This is a genomic window from Wenzhouxiangella indolica, assembly GCF_042310355.1.
Taxonomy (GTDB): Bacteria; Pseudomonadota; Gammaproteobacteria; order Xanthomonadales; family Wenzhouxiangellaceae; genus Wenzhouxiangella.
The window spans coordinates 170,157-185,484 of sequence record NZ_JBHJMR010000005.1; the positions used below are offsets into that span (position 1 = coordinate 170,157).

Annotated in this window: 11 protein-coding genes; 4 read left to right on the plus strand and 7 right to left on the minus strand. The window is 64.4% G+C overall.

Going from position 1 to position 15,328, the window contains the following annotated elements; translation table 11 throughout:
• Positions 1-290: 290 nt before the first annotated feature.
• From egtD to ACDC67_RS08300, 4 genes are read right to left on the minus strand one after another with little or no spacing between them, the layout of a single operon-like run.
• Entirely contained in the window at positions 291-1,241 is a 951-nt protein-coding gene (egtD, locus tag ACDC67_RS08285; protein WP_376692201.1) for an L-histidine N(alpha)-methyltransferase, read from the minus strand.
• A complete protein-coding gene (egtB, locus tag ACDC67_RS08290; protein WP_376692203.1) occupies positions 1,238-2,587 on the minus strand; it encodes an ergothioneine biosynthesis protein EgtB in 1,350 nt (449 codons plus the stop codon). Before egtB ends, egtD begins: the two co-directional genes overlap by 4 nt.
• On the minus strand, positions 2,587-4,002 hold the full coding sequence (locus tag ACDC67_RS08295; protein ID WP_376692205.1) for a sigma-54-dependent transcriptional regulator: 1,416 nt from the start codon (positions 4,000-4,002) through the stop codon (positions 2,587-2,589). Before ACDC67_RS08295 ends, egtB begins: the two co-directional genes overlap by 1 nt.
• Before the next feature lie 31 nt (positions 4,003-4,033).
• Positions 4,034-5,686 (minus strand): two-component system sensor histidine kinase NtrB, encoded by a 1,653-nt coding sequence (locus ACDC67_RS08300; RefSeq protein WP_376692207.1) that lies wholly within the window; start codon positions 5,684-5,686, stop codon positions 4,034-4,036.
• A 363-nt stretch (positions 5,687-6,049) separates the two neighbouring features.
• Here ACDC67_RS08300 and sucC point away from each other — a divergent pair, with 363 nt between their 5' ends.
• From sucC to ACDC67_RS08315, 3 genes are all read left to right on the plus strand, one after another.
• Positions 6,050-7,213, plus strand: coding sequence for an ADP-forming succinate--CoA ligase subunit beta (sucC, locus tag ACDC67_RS08305; RefSeq protein ID WP_376692209.1), 1,164 nt, complete (start codon positions 6,050-6,052; stop codon positions 7,211-7,213).
• An 11-nt stretch (positions 7,214-7,224) separates the two neighbouring features.
• A complete protein-coding gene (sucD, locus tag ACDC67_RS08310) occupies positions 7,225-8,097 on the plus strand; it encodes a succinate--CoA ligase subunit alpha (RefSeq protein ID WP_376692211.1) in 873 nt (290 codons plus the stop codon).
• Between the two features lie 134 nt (positions 8,098-8,231).
• A complete protein-coding gene (locus ACDC67_RS08315) occupies positions 8,232-9,851 on the plus strand; it encodes an NAD+ synthase (RefSeq protein WP_376692213.1) in 1,620 nt (539 codons plus the stop codon).
• A gap of 153 nt (positions 9,852-10,004) precedes the next feature.
• Here the strand turns inward: ACDC67_RS08315 and ACDC67_RS08320 are convergent, their stop codons facing one another.
• On the minus strand, positions 10,005-10,703 hold the full coding sequence (locus ACDC67_RS08320; protein WP_376692214.1) for a carbonic anhydrase family protein: 699 nt from the start codon (positions 10,701-10,703) through the stop codon (positions 10,005-10,007).
• A 370-nt stretch (positions 10,704-11,073) separates the two neighbouring features.
• Between ACDC67_RS08320 and ACDC67_RS08325 the strand changes: the two genes are divergently transcribed.
• Positions 11,074-13,059, plus strand: a complete 1,986-nt coding sequence (locus ACDC67_RS08325) for a hypothetical protein (RefSeq protein ID WP_376692216.1) — start codon at positions 11,074-11,076, stop codon at positions 13,057-13,059.
• On the opposite strand, the gene ACDC67_RS08330 is transcribed toward ACDC67_RS08325, so the two are convergent.
• Entirely contained in the window at positions 13,060-14,217 is a 1,158-nt protein-coding gene (locus ACDC67_RS08330; protein WP_376692217.1) for a fatty acid desaturase family protein, read from the minus strand. It abuts the gene before it with no gap.
• Positions 14,214-15,311 (minus strand): ferredoxin reductase, encoded by a 1,098-nt coding sequence (locus ACDC67_RS08335; protein ID WP_376692219.1) that lies wholly within the window; start codon positions 15,309-15,311, stop codon positions 14,214-14,216. The genes ACDC67_RS08330 and ACDC67_RS08335 overlap by 4 nt, the downstream gene beginning before the upstream one ends.
• Between the last annotated feature and the right edge of the window lie 17 nt (positions 15,312-15,328).

Below are 15,328 nucleotides of genomic sequence, written 5' to 3' on the forward strand. Positions count from 1 at the left end.
TTGGAAAAAAGGTACTCGCCGAAAGCGCCTGCGAAGCAGGCCGGGCGAAACCGCAGTTGACTTGTCGAAGCCACCACACCGCCCGGTGGCGCCAGCCCCGCCAGGACCGGCGCCCGATCCGCGCGATGCGTGGAGCAAAGCGCGATGCATCAAATCGGACGTCGGACGCGATGCGTTACGGCCTGGCGGCCTTCACGCATCCTACGGGTGCCTTCCCGGACTCCTTACAAACCGTCTGTCGGGGACGCGACCCAATCCTGCGCCTCTCGCGCGCAGCCCGAACGCGGCAATCAGCTCTCGGCGACGAGCCAGTGCATCGAGAACAGACCGTCGGGATCGAACCAGACCCTCTCCGAGCGCAAGCCGGCCTTTTCGGCCAGGGCCTTGAACGAGGCCTCGGAGTACTTGTGGCTGCTTTCGGTGTGAATCGACTCACCCCGCTCGAACTCGAAGACGTGATCGGCAAGCGTGATTCTTGTCGGGTAGCGCGCGACGAGGTGCATCTCGATGCGTTCGAGGTTTTCGTCCCAGCGTGCTTCGTGTGAAAAGGCTTCGGCGTCGATCTCGGCGTCGACTTCGCGCCGCAGGCGCTCGAGCAGGTTGCGGTTGAACGCCGCGGTGATACCGCCGGCATCGTCGTAGGCCGCGATCAGGCGCTCGACCGGCTTGATCAGGTCGACGCCGATGAGGACGGCGCCGTCGGGTCCGACGATGCGCCGCAGGCGGTCGAGGAAGGCGATTGCTTCGTCGTGGTCGAAATTGCTGATGGTGGAACCGGGGAAGTAGACGATCCGCCGCCGGGCCGGCGGGTCGAGGGTCAGTGCTTCGTCCCCGATGGGATGGGTGTAGTCGGCCTGGACGGGTCGAATCCCGATATCGGGGAAGGCGGCCTCGAGGTCGCGTGTCGACTGGGCCAGGGCGGCGGCGGAGATCTCGATCGGCGTGTAGGCGCGGGGCGAGTCCAGGCTTGCCAGCAGGCGTCGCGTCTTGATCCCGGCTCCCGAACCCAGTTCGATGATGTGCGCCCGAGGCCCGATCAGTGCCGCAAAGTCGCCGGTATGGGCCTTGTGCAGGGCCAGGTCCGCCCGGGTGACGTAATACTCCGGCGTTTCGCAGATGCGCTCGAACAGCTCGGAACCGCGGCTATCGTAGAGGTACTTGCAGGGGATCGTGCGCGGAGCTGCCGAAAGGCCGTCGATGACATCGCGGAGAAAGCCTGGCGCCGGCATGGGCTCGCTCATTGATCGCGGGCCAGGCGAATGCCGCTGAACTGCCAGCGGTCGGGCGGATAGAAGAAGTTCCGGTAGGTGGCGCGAACATGGGCACGGGGTGTGGCGCAGCTGCCGCCGCGCAGGACCATCTGGTTGGCCATGAACTTTCCGTTGTACTCGCCGACCGCGCCCGGCAGCGGCTTGTAGCCGGGGTAGGGGGCGTAACTCGACGTGGTCCATTCCCAGACGTCGCCGAACAGGCTCGACGTCGCGCCCGGCGCTGACGGCGCGGCGGCGCCGGGATGAAAGCGACCGGTTTCGGCGAAGTGGCCGTGGACGTCGTCGAGCTGTCCGGCTGCCACTTCCCATTCGGCTTCGGTCGGCAGCCTGGCGCCGGCCCACTGGGCAAAAGCCCAGGCCTCGTAGAAGCTCACGTGGGCCAGCGTCTCGCGCGGGTCCAGCGGCCGCGCTCCGCCCAGGGTGTAGAGCCACCAGCTGCCGTCGTCGCGGCGGTGCCAGTACATGGGCGAACGGATCCCGGTCTCCCTGACCCAGGCCCATCCGTCCGACAGCCACAGATCGGGGTTGTCGTATCCGCCGTCGTCCATGAAAGCCAGGTATTCGCCACAGGTGACCGGGCGGGAAGCCAGTTCGAAGGCTTCGACGACCTCGCGATGCCTCGGTAATTCGTTGTCGAAGCAGTAGCGGCCGTCGTCTTCGGCGCCGATGGCGGCGATGCGCTCGGCGAAGGGCAACCATCGTAGGGATGCCGTTTCGTCGCTCGAGACGCCGGGTTCATCACACCAGGCGGGGTAGAGCGGGTTGCGGGCGAAGGCGTGCTTGATGTCGGTGGCAATCAGCTCCTGGTGCTGCTGCTCGTGATTGAGGCCCAGCCGGACGATGGCGGCCAGCTGAGCGAACTCCGACTCGGGCGAGTCCGCGATCAACGCCAGGATCGCGGCATCGACTGCGCGGCGGTAGTCACCGACTTCGCCGGCGTCGGGGCGGGAGATCAGGCTGCGCTCGGCGCGCGGATACTGCTCGCCCACGCCGTTGTAGTAGGAGTTGAAGAGGAAATTCCAGCGCGGATCGATTTCGCGCCATTGTCGATCGTGCGGCTTGAGCACGAAAGTCTCGAAAAACCAGGTGGTGTGCGCCCGGTGCCATTTGACCGGGCTGGCGCAGGGAGCCGGCTGCAGATTCTGGTCTTCGGGCGAGAGGGAACTGGCCAGCGCGTCGGTCGATTCGCGAACCCGTCGGTAGTCTTGCGCGATCAGGTCGCGGTCGGTTTCGGCCAGGTCGAGGGTATTGCACAACGGCGCCGCGTCCGCGCGGGGCGCGGGGCCGCTGCGGGCTTGCGTTGCTGCCGTGGCCATCAGTCGATATCGAACTTCTTGAGTTTGTAGCGCAGCGAGCGGAAGGAGATACCGAGCTGCCGGGCGGCTTCGGTCTTGTTGTACTTGGCCTCGACCAGTGCCTTCTCGAGGATGCGTTTTTCGATGTCTTCCATGTAATCGTCCAGGCTGCGGTCCTCGGGCGGACTGACATCGACGTTGTCGTCGTCAAGCATCGACTGTTCGATGTTGAGGTCGTCCGCGGTGATCTCGTCGCCCTCGCAGAGGGTGACTGCACGCTGCAGGATATTGACCAGTTCGCGCACGTTACCCGAAAGCCTGTGATTCTGAAGTGCATCCATCGCCGAAGTGCTGAGCTTGCGCGGCGGTTCGCCCCACTGTTCGCCGATCACGCCCAGGAAATGCTCCGCCAGTAGCCGGATATCGCCGCGGCGGTCGCGCAGGCTGGGCATCGGCAGGTCGATGACGTTGAGCCGGTAGTAAAGGTCGTTGCGGAAATCTCCGGACTCGACCAGCGGTTTGAGCGGCTTGTGAGTGGCGGAAAGGATGCGTACGTCGATCTTGAGCTCTTCGCGCCCACCGATCGGTCGAACCTGTTTTTCCTGGATGACGCGCAGCAGCTTGACCTGCATGTTCAGGGGCAGGTCGGCGACTTCGTCGAGAAACAGGGTGCCGCCGTTGGCCGCCTGGAACAGGCCCTGCTTGTCGGCATCGGCGCCGGTGAAGCTGCCCTTCATGTGGCCGAAGAACTCGCTTTCCATCAGCTCGGAGGGAATGGCCCCGCAGTTGACGGCGACAAAGGGATTTTCGGCCCGCGGGCCGAGGTCATGGATGAGCCGGGCGGCCAGTTCCTTGCCGGTGCCCGACTCGCCGCTGATCAGCACCGGCGCCTGACTACGGGCCAGCTTGGTGATGGTCTGACGGACCCGGTCCATGGCCTGCGAACGCCCGATCAGGCGCTGCCGCAGCAGGCTCTCGCCGCGCGGCGTGCCCGCCGAGGACTCCGCCTCGGTTTCCGCGGCTTTCTTCTCCTCGGGCTTGCGGCCGTTCTTCTCGGCGTCGTCCTGGCGCAGCTTGATCGCCGTTCGCACCATGCTGCGCAGCACCTCGAGATCGACCGGCTTGGATACGAAGTCAAATGCCCCGTACTTGAGCGCGGTGACCGCGTCGTCGACCTTGCCGTAGGCAGTGATCATGGCCACCGGCAGGTGCGGATAGTCGCGCGAGATTTCCTTGATCAGGCTCAGGCCGTTGCCGTCGGGCAGGCGCATGTCGGTCAGGCAGAAGGCGTAGTCGGTGCCGTTCGCCAGCAGGCGCCGGGCCGCCGACAGATCCTCGGCGGTTTCGACCTCCAGGCCCATCCGGGTCAGGGTCATGTCGAGCAACTCCCTCAGGTCGGGTTCGTCGTCGACAACCAGTGCGCGCATTTCGCTCATCGCCGTCCTCTGGGGTCAGTAGCCATTGGTTTCAGCCGGCGGCCCGTCGGGTGCGCGGCGGTCGCTTGTCGGTTTTCGCGGCCACTTCCCGCGATTCCGGCCGTCGCAGCAGAATGCGGAAACACGCGCCGCTGTTGGGAACCTGGACGTATTCCAGCGGCGCCTGGTTGGCGTCGCAAAGTTGCCGGGCCAGGTAGAGGCCCAGCCCTGATCCCTGCTTGTGCGTTGTGAAGAAAGGTTCGAATACCTGCGATCTCTTTTCCAGCGGAATTCCCGGACCATTGTCGATGATATCGAGCGCGATTTCACGATGCCCGCGAATCGGGCTGACCCGCAGTTTGATGATGACATCCTGGCCTTCGACCCGCGCGTGCTTGAGCGCGTTCTCCATCAGGTTCCAGATCGCCTGGCTGAGTTGGCTGGCGTCGATGAGCACCATGATCGAGGCAGAGGGCACCTCCAGGCGGACGCGCGTGGAGTCGAGCTTGTGGTAGCGACGGAAATCGCCGGCAAGCTTGCGGATCCAGCTGATGAGATTGACCGACTCGATCCTGGCCCGTTCGCGCCTGGAGAGTTTGAGTACGTTCTCGACGATATCGTTCATTCGCGTCGAGTGATTGAGCATCATCGCGACGAGCTTGCGGTCGGCCTTGGTGAGCTCTTCCGATTCGTCGAGCAGCTGCGCGGCATGGCTGAGGGCGCCCAGCGGGTTGCGGATCTCGTGGGCGATGCTGGCCGACAGGCGGGCCAGGGAGGCCTGGGCGAGATCGCGGGCGCGGCGGCTGACCACCGAGGTGTCTTCCAGGAAGATCAGCGTCGCCTCGGATTCGTTCACGCCCGGCATGGTCAGCATGGTGGGCACCACCGCCGACTGGGTCGACTGCAGCAACAGGCCCTCGTCCTCGGTCTTGCCGGTCTTGCGCCAGCGCTCGAGACGCTCGGCCAGCGGTGGCGCGATGGTGCGCAGGTTGCGGTCGTTGACCGGCGGGTTGCCGAGCAGGTACCAGGCCGCCTCGTTCATCTGGCGAATGCGGTCTTGTGCGTCGACGACCAGCACGCCCGAGCGCAGCTTGTGGATGATCAGCTCGTTGATGTGACCGAGATTGGCCAGGTCCAGTCCGCGCCGCTCGGCCAGCAACTTGTACTCGCGGCCCCAGCGCCCCAGCAGGGAGGCGCCGACGGCAATGCCGAACGCGCCGACCCCGTAAAGCGCCGCCTGGAACAGCGAGCGGGCCCCGAGCGACCCCTGCTGGCCCAGCCAGGCGTCGGCGAGCAGCCCGAGGGTGACCAGCGAGGCGAACAGCAGGGTGGTTCGAAGGTCGAGGATCAGGCCGGCAATGCCGACGGTGAACAACAGCAGGATGGCCAGGGCGCTTTCAATGCCGCCGAAGGCGTGCAGGATCAGGCCGATGAGGATGAGGTCGCTGGCCAGCGAGAAGGAGGCCAGCTCGGACACATCGATCTTGCGGCGCAGGTGCAGCACCATGAACCCGACCGCGCTACCGGCGTAGGTGAGCGCCGCTGCCTGGGCCAGAAACAGGCGGTAGCCCTGGATGTCGCTCTCGAGCCAGCCGAAGACCGCGAACAGGGCGGCGAGCGAGGCCACCATGCGGAAGGTGTTGAGGTAGTGCAGGGCACGTCCCACCACCTCCTCGTCGGCCACCAGTGTGCCGAAGGTCTTCAAGCGCGTCTCTCCCGGTCCAGGCCGATCAGGATCGTCACAACTGCCGTGGTGGACATCTTGCCGCGTCCTTCCGTGGTGACGGATTGGAATTCAGTATACTACGTGAAAAGCCGCCCGCCGGGGTTGCAATCATTGGCGTGACCCCTCGCGGGCGTCGTCGATCATCGCGACATTCGAGGGCTTCCCGCAATGCGGCCGGTCGAGCGCCGGGAGGGTGCCGGTCGGCGCTCTCGGGATCACCGGTTTGATTAATGGGGGCGGTTGTTCCAGAATACGCCGGCTTCGGCGACGCCTCATGTCATCGGGCGACTCCGCCGAAGCTCCAGGATCGAATTCACACACCACGAACGGGTTTTCCAAGTCATGAATTTTCACGAGTATCAGGCCAAGGAACTGTTCGAGCAGTACGGTATTCCCGTGCCGCGCGGGCAATTGGCAACCACCGCCGAGGAGGCCGTGAGCGCGGCCGAGTCCATCGGCGGCAGCGAGTGGGTCGTCAAGGCCCAGGTGCACGCCGGCGGGCGCGGCAAGGCCGGCGGTGTCAAGCTCGTCTCCAGCCTCGACGAAGTACGCGAGGCGGCCGGCAAGATGCTCGGCATGAAGATCGAGACCTACCAGACGGGCGGCGTTGCGCTGCCGGTCAATTCCGTGTTGATCGCCGAAGCGACCGAAATCAAGAGCGAGCTCTACCTCGGCGCCCTGGTCGACCGCGCCCAGAAGTCGGTCGTCTTCATGGGTTCTGCGGCCGGTGGGGTGGATATCGAGCAGGTCGCCGCCGAGACGCCCGAGCAGATCATTACCGCACCGGTGGATATCGCAGCGGGCTTCATGCCCTACCAGGCGCGTCACATCGGCTTTCGCATGGGTCTCGACGCCAAGCAGGTCAAGCAGCTGGTCAAGATCATGGACGGGCTCTACCGCCTGTTCATGGAAAAGGACATCAGCCTGATCGAGGTCAACCCGCTGATCATCGACGGCAACGGCGACTTGAGTGCTCTTGACGCCAAGCTCAACGCCGACGACAACGCGCTGTTCCGGCACGCCGAAATTGCCGAGATGCGCGACGAGTCGCAGGAAGACCCGACCGAGCTGGCCGCGAGCAAGCACGATCTCAACTACGTCACCCTCGACGGCAACATCGCCTGCATGGTCAACGGCGCCGGACTGGCCATGGCCACCATGGACGTGATCAAGCTTGCCGGCGGCGAGCCCGCCAATTTCCTCGACGTCGGCGGCGGCACCAACGCCGAGCGCGTCAAGGAAGCGTTCAAGCTCATCCTCGAGGGCGACAACGTCAAGGCCATCCTGGTCAACATCTTCGGCGGCATCGTGCGCTGCGACGCGATCGCCGAGGGCATCATCAACGCGGTCAAGGACGTCGAGATGAACGTTCCGCTGGTTGTCCGGCTCGAGGGCACCAACGTGGACAAGGGCAAGGAACTGCTCGCCAACAGCGGCTTCGACATCATCCCCGCCGACGATCTCAATGACGGTGCGCGCAAGGCCGTGGAAGCGGCCGGCGCCTGAAGGAATCAGCAATGAGTGTATTGATCGACAAAAAGACCAAGGTCATCTGCCAGGGTTTCACCGGAAGCCAGGGCACCTTCCATTCCGAGCAGGCGATCGCCTATGGTACGCGCATGGTCGGCGGTGTCACGCCGGGCAAGGGCGGCCAGGACCACCTGGGCCTGCCGGTGTTCAACACCGTCGACGAAGCGGTTGAAGAAACCGGCGCCGACGCCTCGATGATCTTCGTGCCGCCGCCGTTCGCGGCCGACGCCATCCTCGAGGCGGCCGATGCGGGCGTGCGCATCATCGTGTGCATCACCGAGGGTATCCCGGTGCTGGACATGATGCGCGTCAAGGCCGCGCTCAACAATTACGACGACGTGACCCTGATCGGTCCAAACTGCCCGGGCATCATCACGCCCGACGAGTGCAAGATCGGCATCATGCCGGGCCAGATCCACAAGAAGGGCAAGATCGGTGTGGTCTCGCGCTCGGGCACGCTGACCTACGAGGCCGTCTACCAGACCACCCAGGTGGGCCTGGGCCAGTCGACCTGCATCGGCATCGGTGGTGACCCGATCCAGGGCATGAACTTCGTCGATTGCCTGTCGCTGTTCCAGGAAGACCCGGAAACCGAGGGCATCATCATGGTCGGCGAAATCGGCGGTTCGGCCGAGGAAGAAGCGGCCGAGTTCATCGCCGATCACGTCACCAAGCCGGTCGCTGCCTACATCGCCGGCGTAACCGCGCCCCCGGGCAAGCGCATGGGCCATGCCGGCGCCATCATCGCCGGCGGCAAGGGCACGGCCGAGGCCAAGTACGAGGCGCTCGAAGAGGCCGGTGTGACCACGGTGCGTTCCCCGACCGAGCTGGGCGAAGCGATCGCGGGACGCCTCAAGTAGGATTCCATTGCCCGTCGAGCGGGTAGTGGACTCAAACATGGGAACCACCGAAGCCACCGAATACACCGAAGAAGAAAATCATTCGGTGTTTTCGGTGAATTCGGTGGTTTCTTCATTCTAGGGATTGGGTCGACATGCTTCGTATTGCACTGGCGCAGGACGACTTCCAGGTCGGCCATATCACCGGCAACCGGGATCGCATCCTGGCTCGCATGGCCGAAGCGCGCGATGAGCTGGGCGCCGACCTGATTGTCTTTCCCGAGCTGGCGCTGACCGGATATCCGCCGGAAGACCTGGTGCTGCGTCCCGGCTTCATGCGCTCGTCGGCCAAGGCCCTGTCGGAACTTGCCAGCCAGGTGCGCGGTATCGACGTCATCGTCGGCCATCCCCGGGCCGAGGGCGACAAGCGTTTCAATTCCGTCTCCTGGCTGCGCGAGGGCGAGGTCATCGGCACCTACGACAAGTGGGACCTGCCGAATTACGCGGTCTTCGACGAGCGTCGCTACTTCGTTCCGGGCGACAAGCCCCTGGTTGTCGATGTTTGCGGCGTCAAGGTCGGGGTGATCATCTGCGAGGACATGTGGACCCCCGAAGCAGCGCAGGCGGCCCGGGAGGCGGGCGCACAGATCATCGTCTCGCCCAATGCTTCGCCGTACTTCGAGGGCAAGCATGAGGACCGCGCTGGAATCCTCACCGACCGATACGGCGAGACCGGCCTGCCGCTGATCTATCTCAACTGCGTGGGTGGCCAGGACGAGCTGGTTTTCGACGGCCACTCGATGGCGATCGACGGGCGTGGCGAGCTGTCGGGTCCGGCGCCGCTGTGTGCCGACGCATTGCTGTGCGTGGACTTCGATGCCGACAGCGGACGTTACGACTACCGGCACTGGCCGGCGGGTGAGACCGAACGGCTGCCGGTTATCTGGGAAGTGCTCAAGCGCGGCCTGCGCGACTACACCCTCAAAAATGGTTTTAAATCCGTCGTCCTGGGATTGTCCGGGGGGATCGACTCGGCGATTACCGCGACCATCGCCGCCGATGCGCTCGGCCCCGAACAGGTGCTGGCGGTGATGATGCCCTCGCGCCATACCTCCGAGCTTTCGCTGATCCTGGCCAGCGAGCAGATCGAGCTGCTCGGCCTGCGCTACGAGAATATTTCCATCGAGCCGATCTACCAGGCCCAGCTCAAGCAGCTGGCCGAGGTTTTCGAGGGCACGCGCGAGAACTTCACCGAGGAAAATCTGCAGGCGAGGGCGCGCGGCAATATCGTCATGGCCCTGTCGAACAAGTTCGGCCACCTGCCGCTGGCGACCAGCAACAAGAGCGAGTTGGCGGTCGGCTACTCGACCATCTACGGCGATATGTGCGGTGGCTACAGCCCGATCAAGGACGTGCTCAAGACCGTCGTCTATGAACTCGCCGAATGGCGCAATACCGTCTCCGAGGCGATTCCGCAAGGGGTGATCGACCGTGCCCCCTCGGCCGAGCTGCGACCGGACCAGACCGACCAGGACAAGCTGCCGCCCTACGACGTGCTCGACGACATCCTCACCCGCTACGTCGAGCAGGATCAGTCGATCGCCGAGATTGCAGCCGTCGATGCCGACGAGGCCGTGGTGCGCATGGTCGCCGGGATGGTGCTCGCCGCCGAGTTCAAGCGCCGCCAGGGCGCTCCGGGCCCGCGTATTACCCGCAAGGCTTTCGGGCGTGATCGCCGGTATCCCATCACCTCGGGCTGGCGCGACAGCGGCTAACGGGTCGCTTCAAAGATGGCCCACTGGATGATGGGGGCACGCGTCGCTATGCGTGTACAGGCCCGATAACTCGTCTGTAGTGAAAGCGCCGGCCATCGAAATGACCGGGGCTGCAAGTGCTGCGGCCTGCGCGGCGGGAGCCGCGTCAAGGCATCAGAGGAAGGTGACTTCACCCGTGCTGATGTCGTGAACCGCTCCAACGACCTTGACCTGGCCGGTGTCGACCAATTCACGAACCACGTCGCTTCGACGCAGCAGCTCGTTGACCTGCATGCGTACGTTGGTCTCGACGACATCGTTGACGAATTCGGCGTTGGCCGAGCTTCGGTCGGTGCCGGTGGGCGTGCTGACCGCATCCACCGCCGGTTCGATTTCATCGAGCAGGGCGGTCAGGTTGCCGAGTTCCACGCCGTCGCAGGCGCCCTTGACGGCGCCGCAGGCGGTATGGCCCATGACCACGATGAGCTTGGAACCGGCCGCCGCGGTAGCGAATTCAAAGCTTCCCAGCAGGTTCGTATCAACGACGTTGCCTGCAACTCGGCCGACAAACAGGTCGCCGACGCCCTGGTCGAACACGACTTCGGGTGCCGAGCGGGAATCGAGGCACGACAGCACGACGGCAAACGGATACTGGCCTGTGCTGGTCGCTTTTTGCTGCTCGATGAGGTCGCGGTCAATGGACTCGCCGGCGACGAAACGGGCATTGCCTTCCTTCAGCAACTCCAGGGCTTCGTCGGGCGTCAGCGTGGCCTGGGCTTCCTGGTCGAATGTTCTGTAATTGCTGTCTGCCCAGGCCAGGGACGACACGGCAAAAGCCGCTGCGACAATCCAGAATACGGCCTGATTCTTCATTAAGTGTTCCTCCTGTCGAAATTGGTTGTGGTCATGCAAGCCTAATACTACGTCGACAAAAGTGAATGGGCTTTCACGTTCGCCGCACTCGACTTCAGACATTCTGCAATATGAAAGTACAAGCCTGTGACTGCCGACTGGTTGCGGGCAAGCTGATTGAGTATTATGTGAACTTGATCACAAAAATCTACCACTTGGGAGCCTTCGAGTTTGTCCAGGGCACCTGCCCCCGGTTTTTGGCTGAGTTATCGAAGTGAAACTGGCTTTTCCCAATAACGAGCATGAGCGAGTTCGGGGTGTCTGTTCTCCACTCCATGCCTCTCTGTTCGGCGCCTTCAAGCTGACCGGCCCCGACGGCCGGGAAATCGTCTTGACCGGGAAACGGTCCCGGGCCTTGCTGGCGATTCTGTGCCTGCAGCCGGGGGTCCCCATCGAACGTGACCGGGTGTGCGAGTTGCTGTGGCGCGGGGGCTTCAGGGCGCAGGCCCGGGCGAGCCTGAGGCAGACGTTGCTGGGCTTGAAGAAACAGCTATCGCCGATTTCGCCGGATCTTTTCGACGCCACCCGCGAGCGTGTCGCCGTCAATGCCGCGGCCGTGACATCCGACCTGGCCGAACTGGAATCGGCCCTCAGCCACGGCCCGAAACCGGAGGCCAGCGAGCTGCTGCTGGAAATCGGCGGCCGACCGTTGCTCGGTCGTCTGGAGTTTGGCGAACCTTTCCAGCAGTGGCTGGGCGTTCGCCGCGCACAGGTCGAGCAGCGCCTGCAACGCGCCGTAGAGGACGCACTTTCGGACTGGCAGCGACGGGGACACGACCGCGAACACGCGAGACTGTTGAATGCCTGGCGGCTGCGGGATCGGTCAACCGGGGCCAGCAAATCCGATTCAAGAATCAGGATTGCGGTGCTGCCGTTCAAGTCGTTTGATGCAGCCGATGATCAGGGCCATTTCGCCCAGGGGCTTTTCGACGAGCTGATCACCACCCTGGGGCAATCGCCGCAACTGTTGGTTGCCGGTCGCGGATCGTCGCTCAACACAAGGGACTCCGAACGGCCGCTGCCGGAGATCGCCCGTGCGCTTCGCGTCTCTCACCTCGTCCAGGGGTCGGTCAGGCGATGGGATGACGAGTTGCGGGTTCATGTGAGCCTGGTGGACGGCAACAGCGGCTTCGAGAGCTGGTCGCAAGGGTATGGCGGCAACACCGGCAACCTGTTCGGCCTGCAGGAAGACATCGCACGGACCGTGAGCCGTGAGCTGGCCAGCGCGCTCGACCGCGAGATCGGGTTGCCGGGGGTGCGCCGGACCACGCCGAACAAGGCAGCCTACGAACTCTATCTCCAGGGCCGCGCGCTGACCGCGCGCGCGATCGGTGACGGCGTATTGGCCAAGGCCGTCGAACTGCTGGAGGCCTCGCTGGCGATCGACCCGGAGTTCGCCGCATGCTGGACGGCGCTGGCCGAGGCCCATGTCTACACCGTGGTCTACACCCCATGCCTTGACCGGCTCGAGAAGTCGGCCCGTATGGCCGAGTGCGCGGCCAGGGCGATCGAACTGGATCCGGCTCAGGGCCACGCGCGCGCCATGCTGGGAATCCACCGCTGGACCCGGATCGATCCGGTCGGCGCGCTCGATCTGGCGCACGAAGCCTACCGACTCGAGCCCGACAATCCGGATGTTGCGTTGCGCCTGGGTTCGTTCCTGCTCTACATCGGCCGAACGCGCGAGGCCTTGCCCTACATCGAGGCCGCGATCGACCAGGACCCGGTCAACGGCCGTAATTTCGGGATGCTTTGTGTCGCCCAGCTCAATCTCGGAAACCTCCATCGAGCCGTCGCAGCCGGCCAGCGCATGGTCGATCTCGGCCTGCCTTCGATGTGGCTGGCGGTGGCCACGGCGGCATCGGGCGATCGCAAGCGCGCGGTGGAGCAGTACTGGCAGACGCGATTGTTGATGAACACCGTGATCTTTCCTCCGGCGGGCACCCGGCCGCTCGGCGGACCGGCCCTCGATACCTACTGGCGGCTGGCCGCCAGGGGTGTTTGCAGCGGGAGTGCGGTCCACCGGAAGGTGTACTGCGCCATGCTCGACTACCTCCACGCAACCCTGCCGGATCCTTGTGACACCAGCATCGTCGCCCCGGCTATCTGGATGGGCTACGCCCGGATGGTCTTCAAGACCCTCGGAACCCAGATCACCCCGGCCAACATGTATTGCTTGATGTCGCTCTGGGCCGATATCGAACCCATTCGCCAGATCCGTCTTCACCCCGAATTTCTGGAATTCGCCGCGCGCATCGGACTGGTCGCTGCCTGGGAAAAATACGGCTGGCCGGATCTGCTGCCTCAACCGCGTTGATCAGCTTGATGCCACACGTTCGGGCGTTTCGGGCCGGGTCGGCCAGGCATGGACCAGAATGCGCTTGAGTACCGACCCGTACTGAGTCCAGAAGCCCGCGCTGTTGTAGTGAATACCGTAGCGCTGGCAGATCTCGCGCACGCGCGGGGCGATCTCGGCGTAGCGCGGCGCCGGCATGTCGGGGAACAGGTGATGCTCGATCTGGTGGCTCAGGTGGCCGCTGAGGACATGAAACCATCGCTTGCCTTCCAGGTTGCTCGAGCCCTGGATCTGGCGCAGGTACCACTGGCCGCGGGTCTCGTCCTTGGTTTCCTGCCGGGTGAAGGTCTGGGCGTCTTCGGTGAAGTGCCCGCAGAAGATGATGGCGTTGGTCCACAGGTTGCGGATCAGGTTGGCGCACAGGTTGCCCAGCAGCACGCGCGGCCACTGCCAGAAGGCCAGCGCCGGAAAAAACACGTAGTCCTTGAACAGCTGCCGCGATGCCTTGCGCAAGAACGGCCGCGAGCGCCGGGCCAGTTCCTTGCGGCTCATGCGGCCCTTGAAGTAGCGTCCCAGTTTGATGTCGTGGATGGCCACGCCCCACTGAAAGTTGATGGCCAGCAGCAAGTACCAGAGCGGCTGCAGCAGTGCGGCGGGCGACCAGCGCTGCTCGGCGGTCAGCCGGAGCATGCCGTAGCCGTAGTCATGGTCCTTGCCAAGAATGTTGGTGTGGTCGTGGTGCTCGACATTGTGCGAATTGATCCAGTGCTCGCGCGCGCAGACGATATCCCAGTCGTAGCTCTGCGAGCTCAGCTCCGGGTCGTTCATCCAGTCGTACTGACCGTGCATCACGTTGTGCCCGATCTCCATGTTCTCCAGGATCTTGGCGTGCGCCAGGGCAAACACCCCCACAACCCAGCTGATCGGATCAAAACCGAACATCAGCAGGCCGCGCCCGGCAATCGCGCTGCCCTGGGCGCGGCGCACGATTTTTCGAATATGTTCAGCATCGCGCTCGCCCAGATCGGAGGTTACCTCGGTTCGCAAGGCATCCAGTTCCCGGGCCAGACCATCGAGCTGCTCTGGGGTCAATTGGGTCTTGTGGCTCATGTCGTTGTCCAGGTCGTTGTTCAAAAGAATCAGATTGATGATGAAAGTCGGGGAGCGCCGTTCGGTCAAAGCGCCAGTTCCAGCTCGGTTTCGGCGACCGAAACGCACAGCTGGATCCATTCGTCGGGTTGGCTCGAACTCAGCCCGGTCAGCAGGTTGCGCGCCGTGCCGCTTTGCTTCTTGCACAGGCAGGTCCGGCACAGGCCGGCGCGGCAGCCGTGCGGGGGCGTCAGCCCGGCGGCCTCCGCTGCTTCCAGCAGGCTGAGCCCCGAGCCTTGAGTGAACGTATGTTCCGATCGCAGCGCGTGAACGGCCTGTTCGGCACCGGGCCGTGCGGGGGCTCGCGGTGCCGCGAAGCGCTCGAACTGGAGCTGGCCGGCCGGGGCGAGCGCCTCCCAGGCCTTGCCGACGTCGCTGATCAGCGAGGCCGGTCCGCACAGCAGCGTGTGGCGGTCGGCCAGGTCGGGAACGAGTTCCGGGATCCGGCGCACATCCAGTCGGCCGTCGGCAGCGCTGGCGTGAACTTGAATCGACAGGCCAGGCAGGCGTTCAGCCAGGCTGTCGAGCTCGCTGCCGAACAGGCGCCGATCGGCATTGCGGCAGAGCTGAAGTAGAACGATATCGCCATCGAATCGGTCCCGGGCCAGGTGCTCGAGAATGGCCATCAGCGGCGTGATGCCGCTGCCGCCGGCAATCATAAGCAGGCGCGGCGGGGGGTTCGTTAGCACAAACTCGCCCCCGGCGGCACTCAGGTCGAGGACCAGGCCAACTTCAGCGTTGGCGTGCAGCCATCGTGTGACGCCGTTTCCATCCTGGCGCTGGATGGTTACGCGCAATAGGCGGGCGCCCTTGCCGGGCCGGTTGGCGCTGTTGGAAATGCTGAACACTCGCCGCCGCATGATGCCTTCGATCTCCACGCCCAGGGCCACGTGCTGGCCGGCCTGGTGGCCCTGCCAGTGTCGATTGGTTTGAAGCCACAGGCTGAAAGTATCTTCGCTTTCCTCGACCCTGCGGACGACCCGGGCGCGAATCTCCGAAGTCGACCACAGCGGGTTGATGCGCTGGATAACGCGATTCCAGGCCGCAGGGTCGCTGAACGGGCGGCTGGCATCCAGCAGCAGGCGCCTGAGCGGAAAGGGGTGATTGGCGGACCGGGTGTCCATCGAAAGCGCTCAAATAT

What these genes read in the sequence shown, in the direction of transcription:
- egtD (WP_376692201.1), bottom strand. Translation starts at nt 1,241, where the DNA reads ATGAGCGAGCCCATGCCGGCGCCAGGCTTTCTCCGCGATGTCATCGAC.
- egtB (WP_376692203.1), bottom strand. Translation starts at nt 2,587, where the DNA reads ATGGCCACGGCAGCAACGCAAGCCCGCAGCGGCCCCGCGCCCCGCGCG.
- ACDC67_RS08295 (WP_376692205.1), bottom strand. Translation starts at nt 4,002, where the DNA reads ATGAGCGAAATGCGCGCACTGGTTGTCGACGACGAACCCGACCTGAGG.
- sucC (WP_376692209.1), top strand. Translation starts at nt 6,050, where the DNA reads ATGAATTTTCACGAGTATCAGGCCAAGGAACTGTTCGAGCAGTACGGT.
- sucD (WP_376692211.1), top strand. Translation starts at nt 7,225, where the DNA reads ATGAGTGTATTGATCGACAAAAAGACCAAGGTCATCTGCCAGGGTTTC.
- ACDC67_RS08315 (WP_376692213.1), top strand. Translation starts at nt 8,232, where the DNA reads ATGCTTCGTATTGCACTGGCGCAGGACGACTTCCAGGTCGGCCATATC.
- ACDC67_RS08320 (WP_376692214.1), bottom strand. Translation starts at nt 10,703, where the DNA reads ATGAAGAATCAGGCCGTATTCTGGATTGTCGCAGCGGCTTTTGCCGTG.
- ACDC67_RS08335 (WP_376692219.1), bottom strand. Translation starts at nt 15,311, where the DNA reads ATGGACACCCGGTCCGCCAATCACCCCTTTCCGCTCAGGCGCCTGCTG.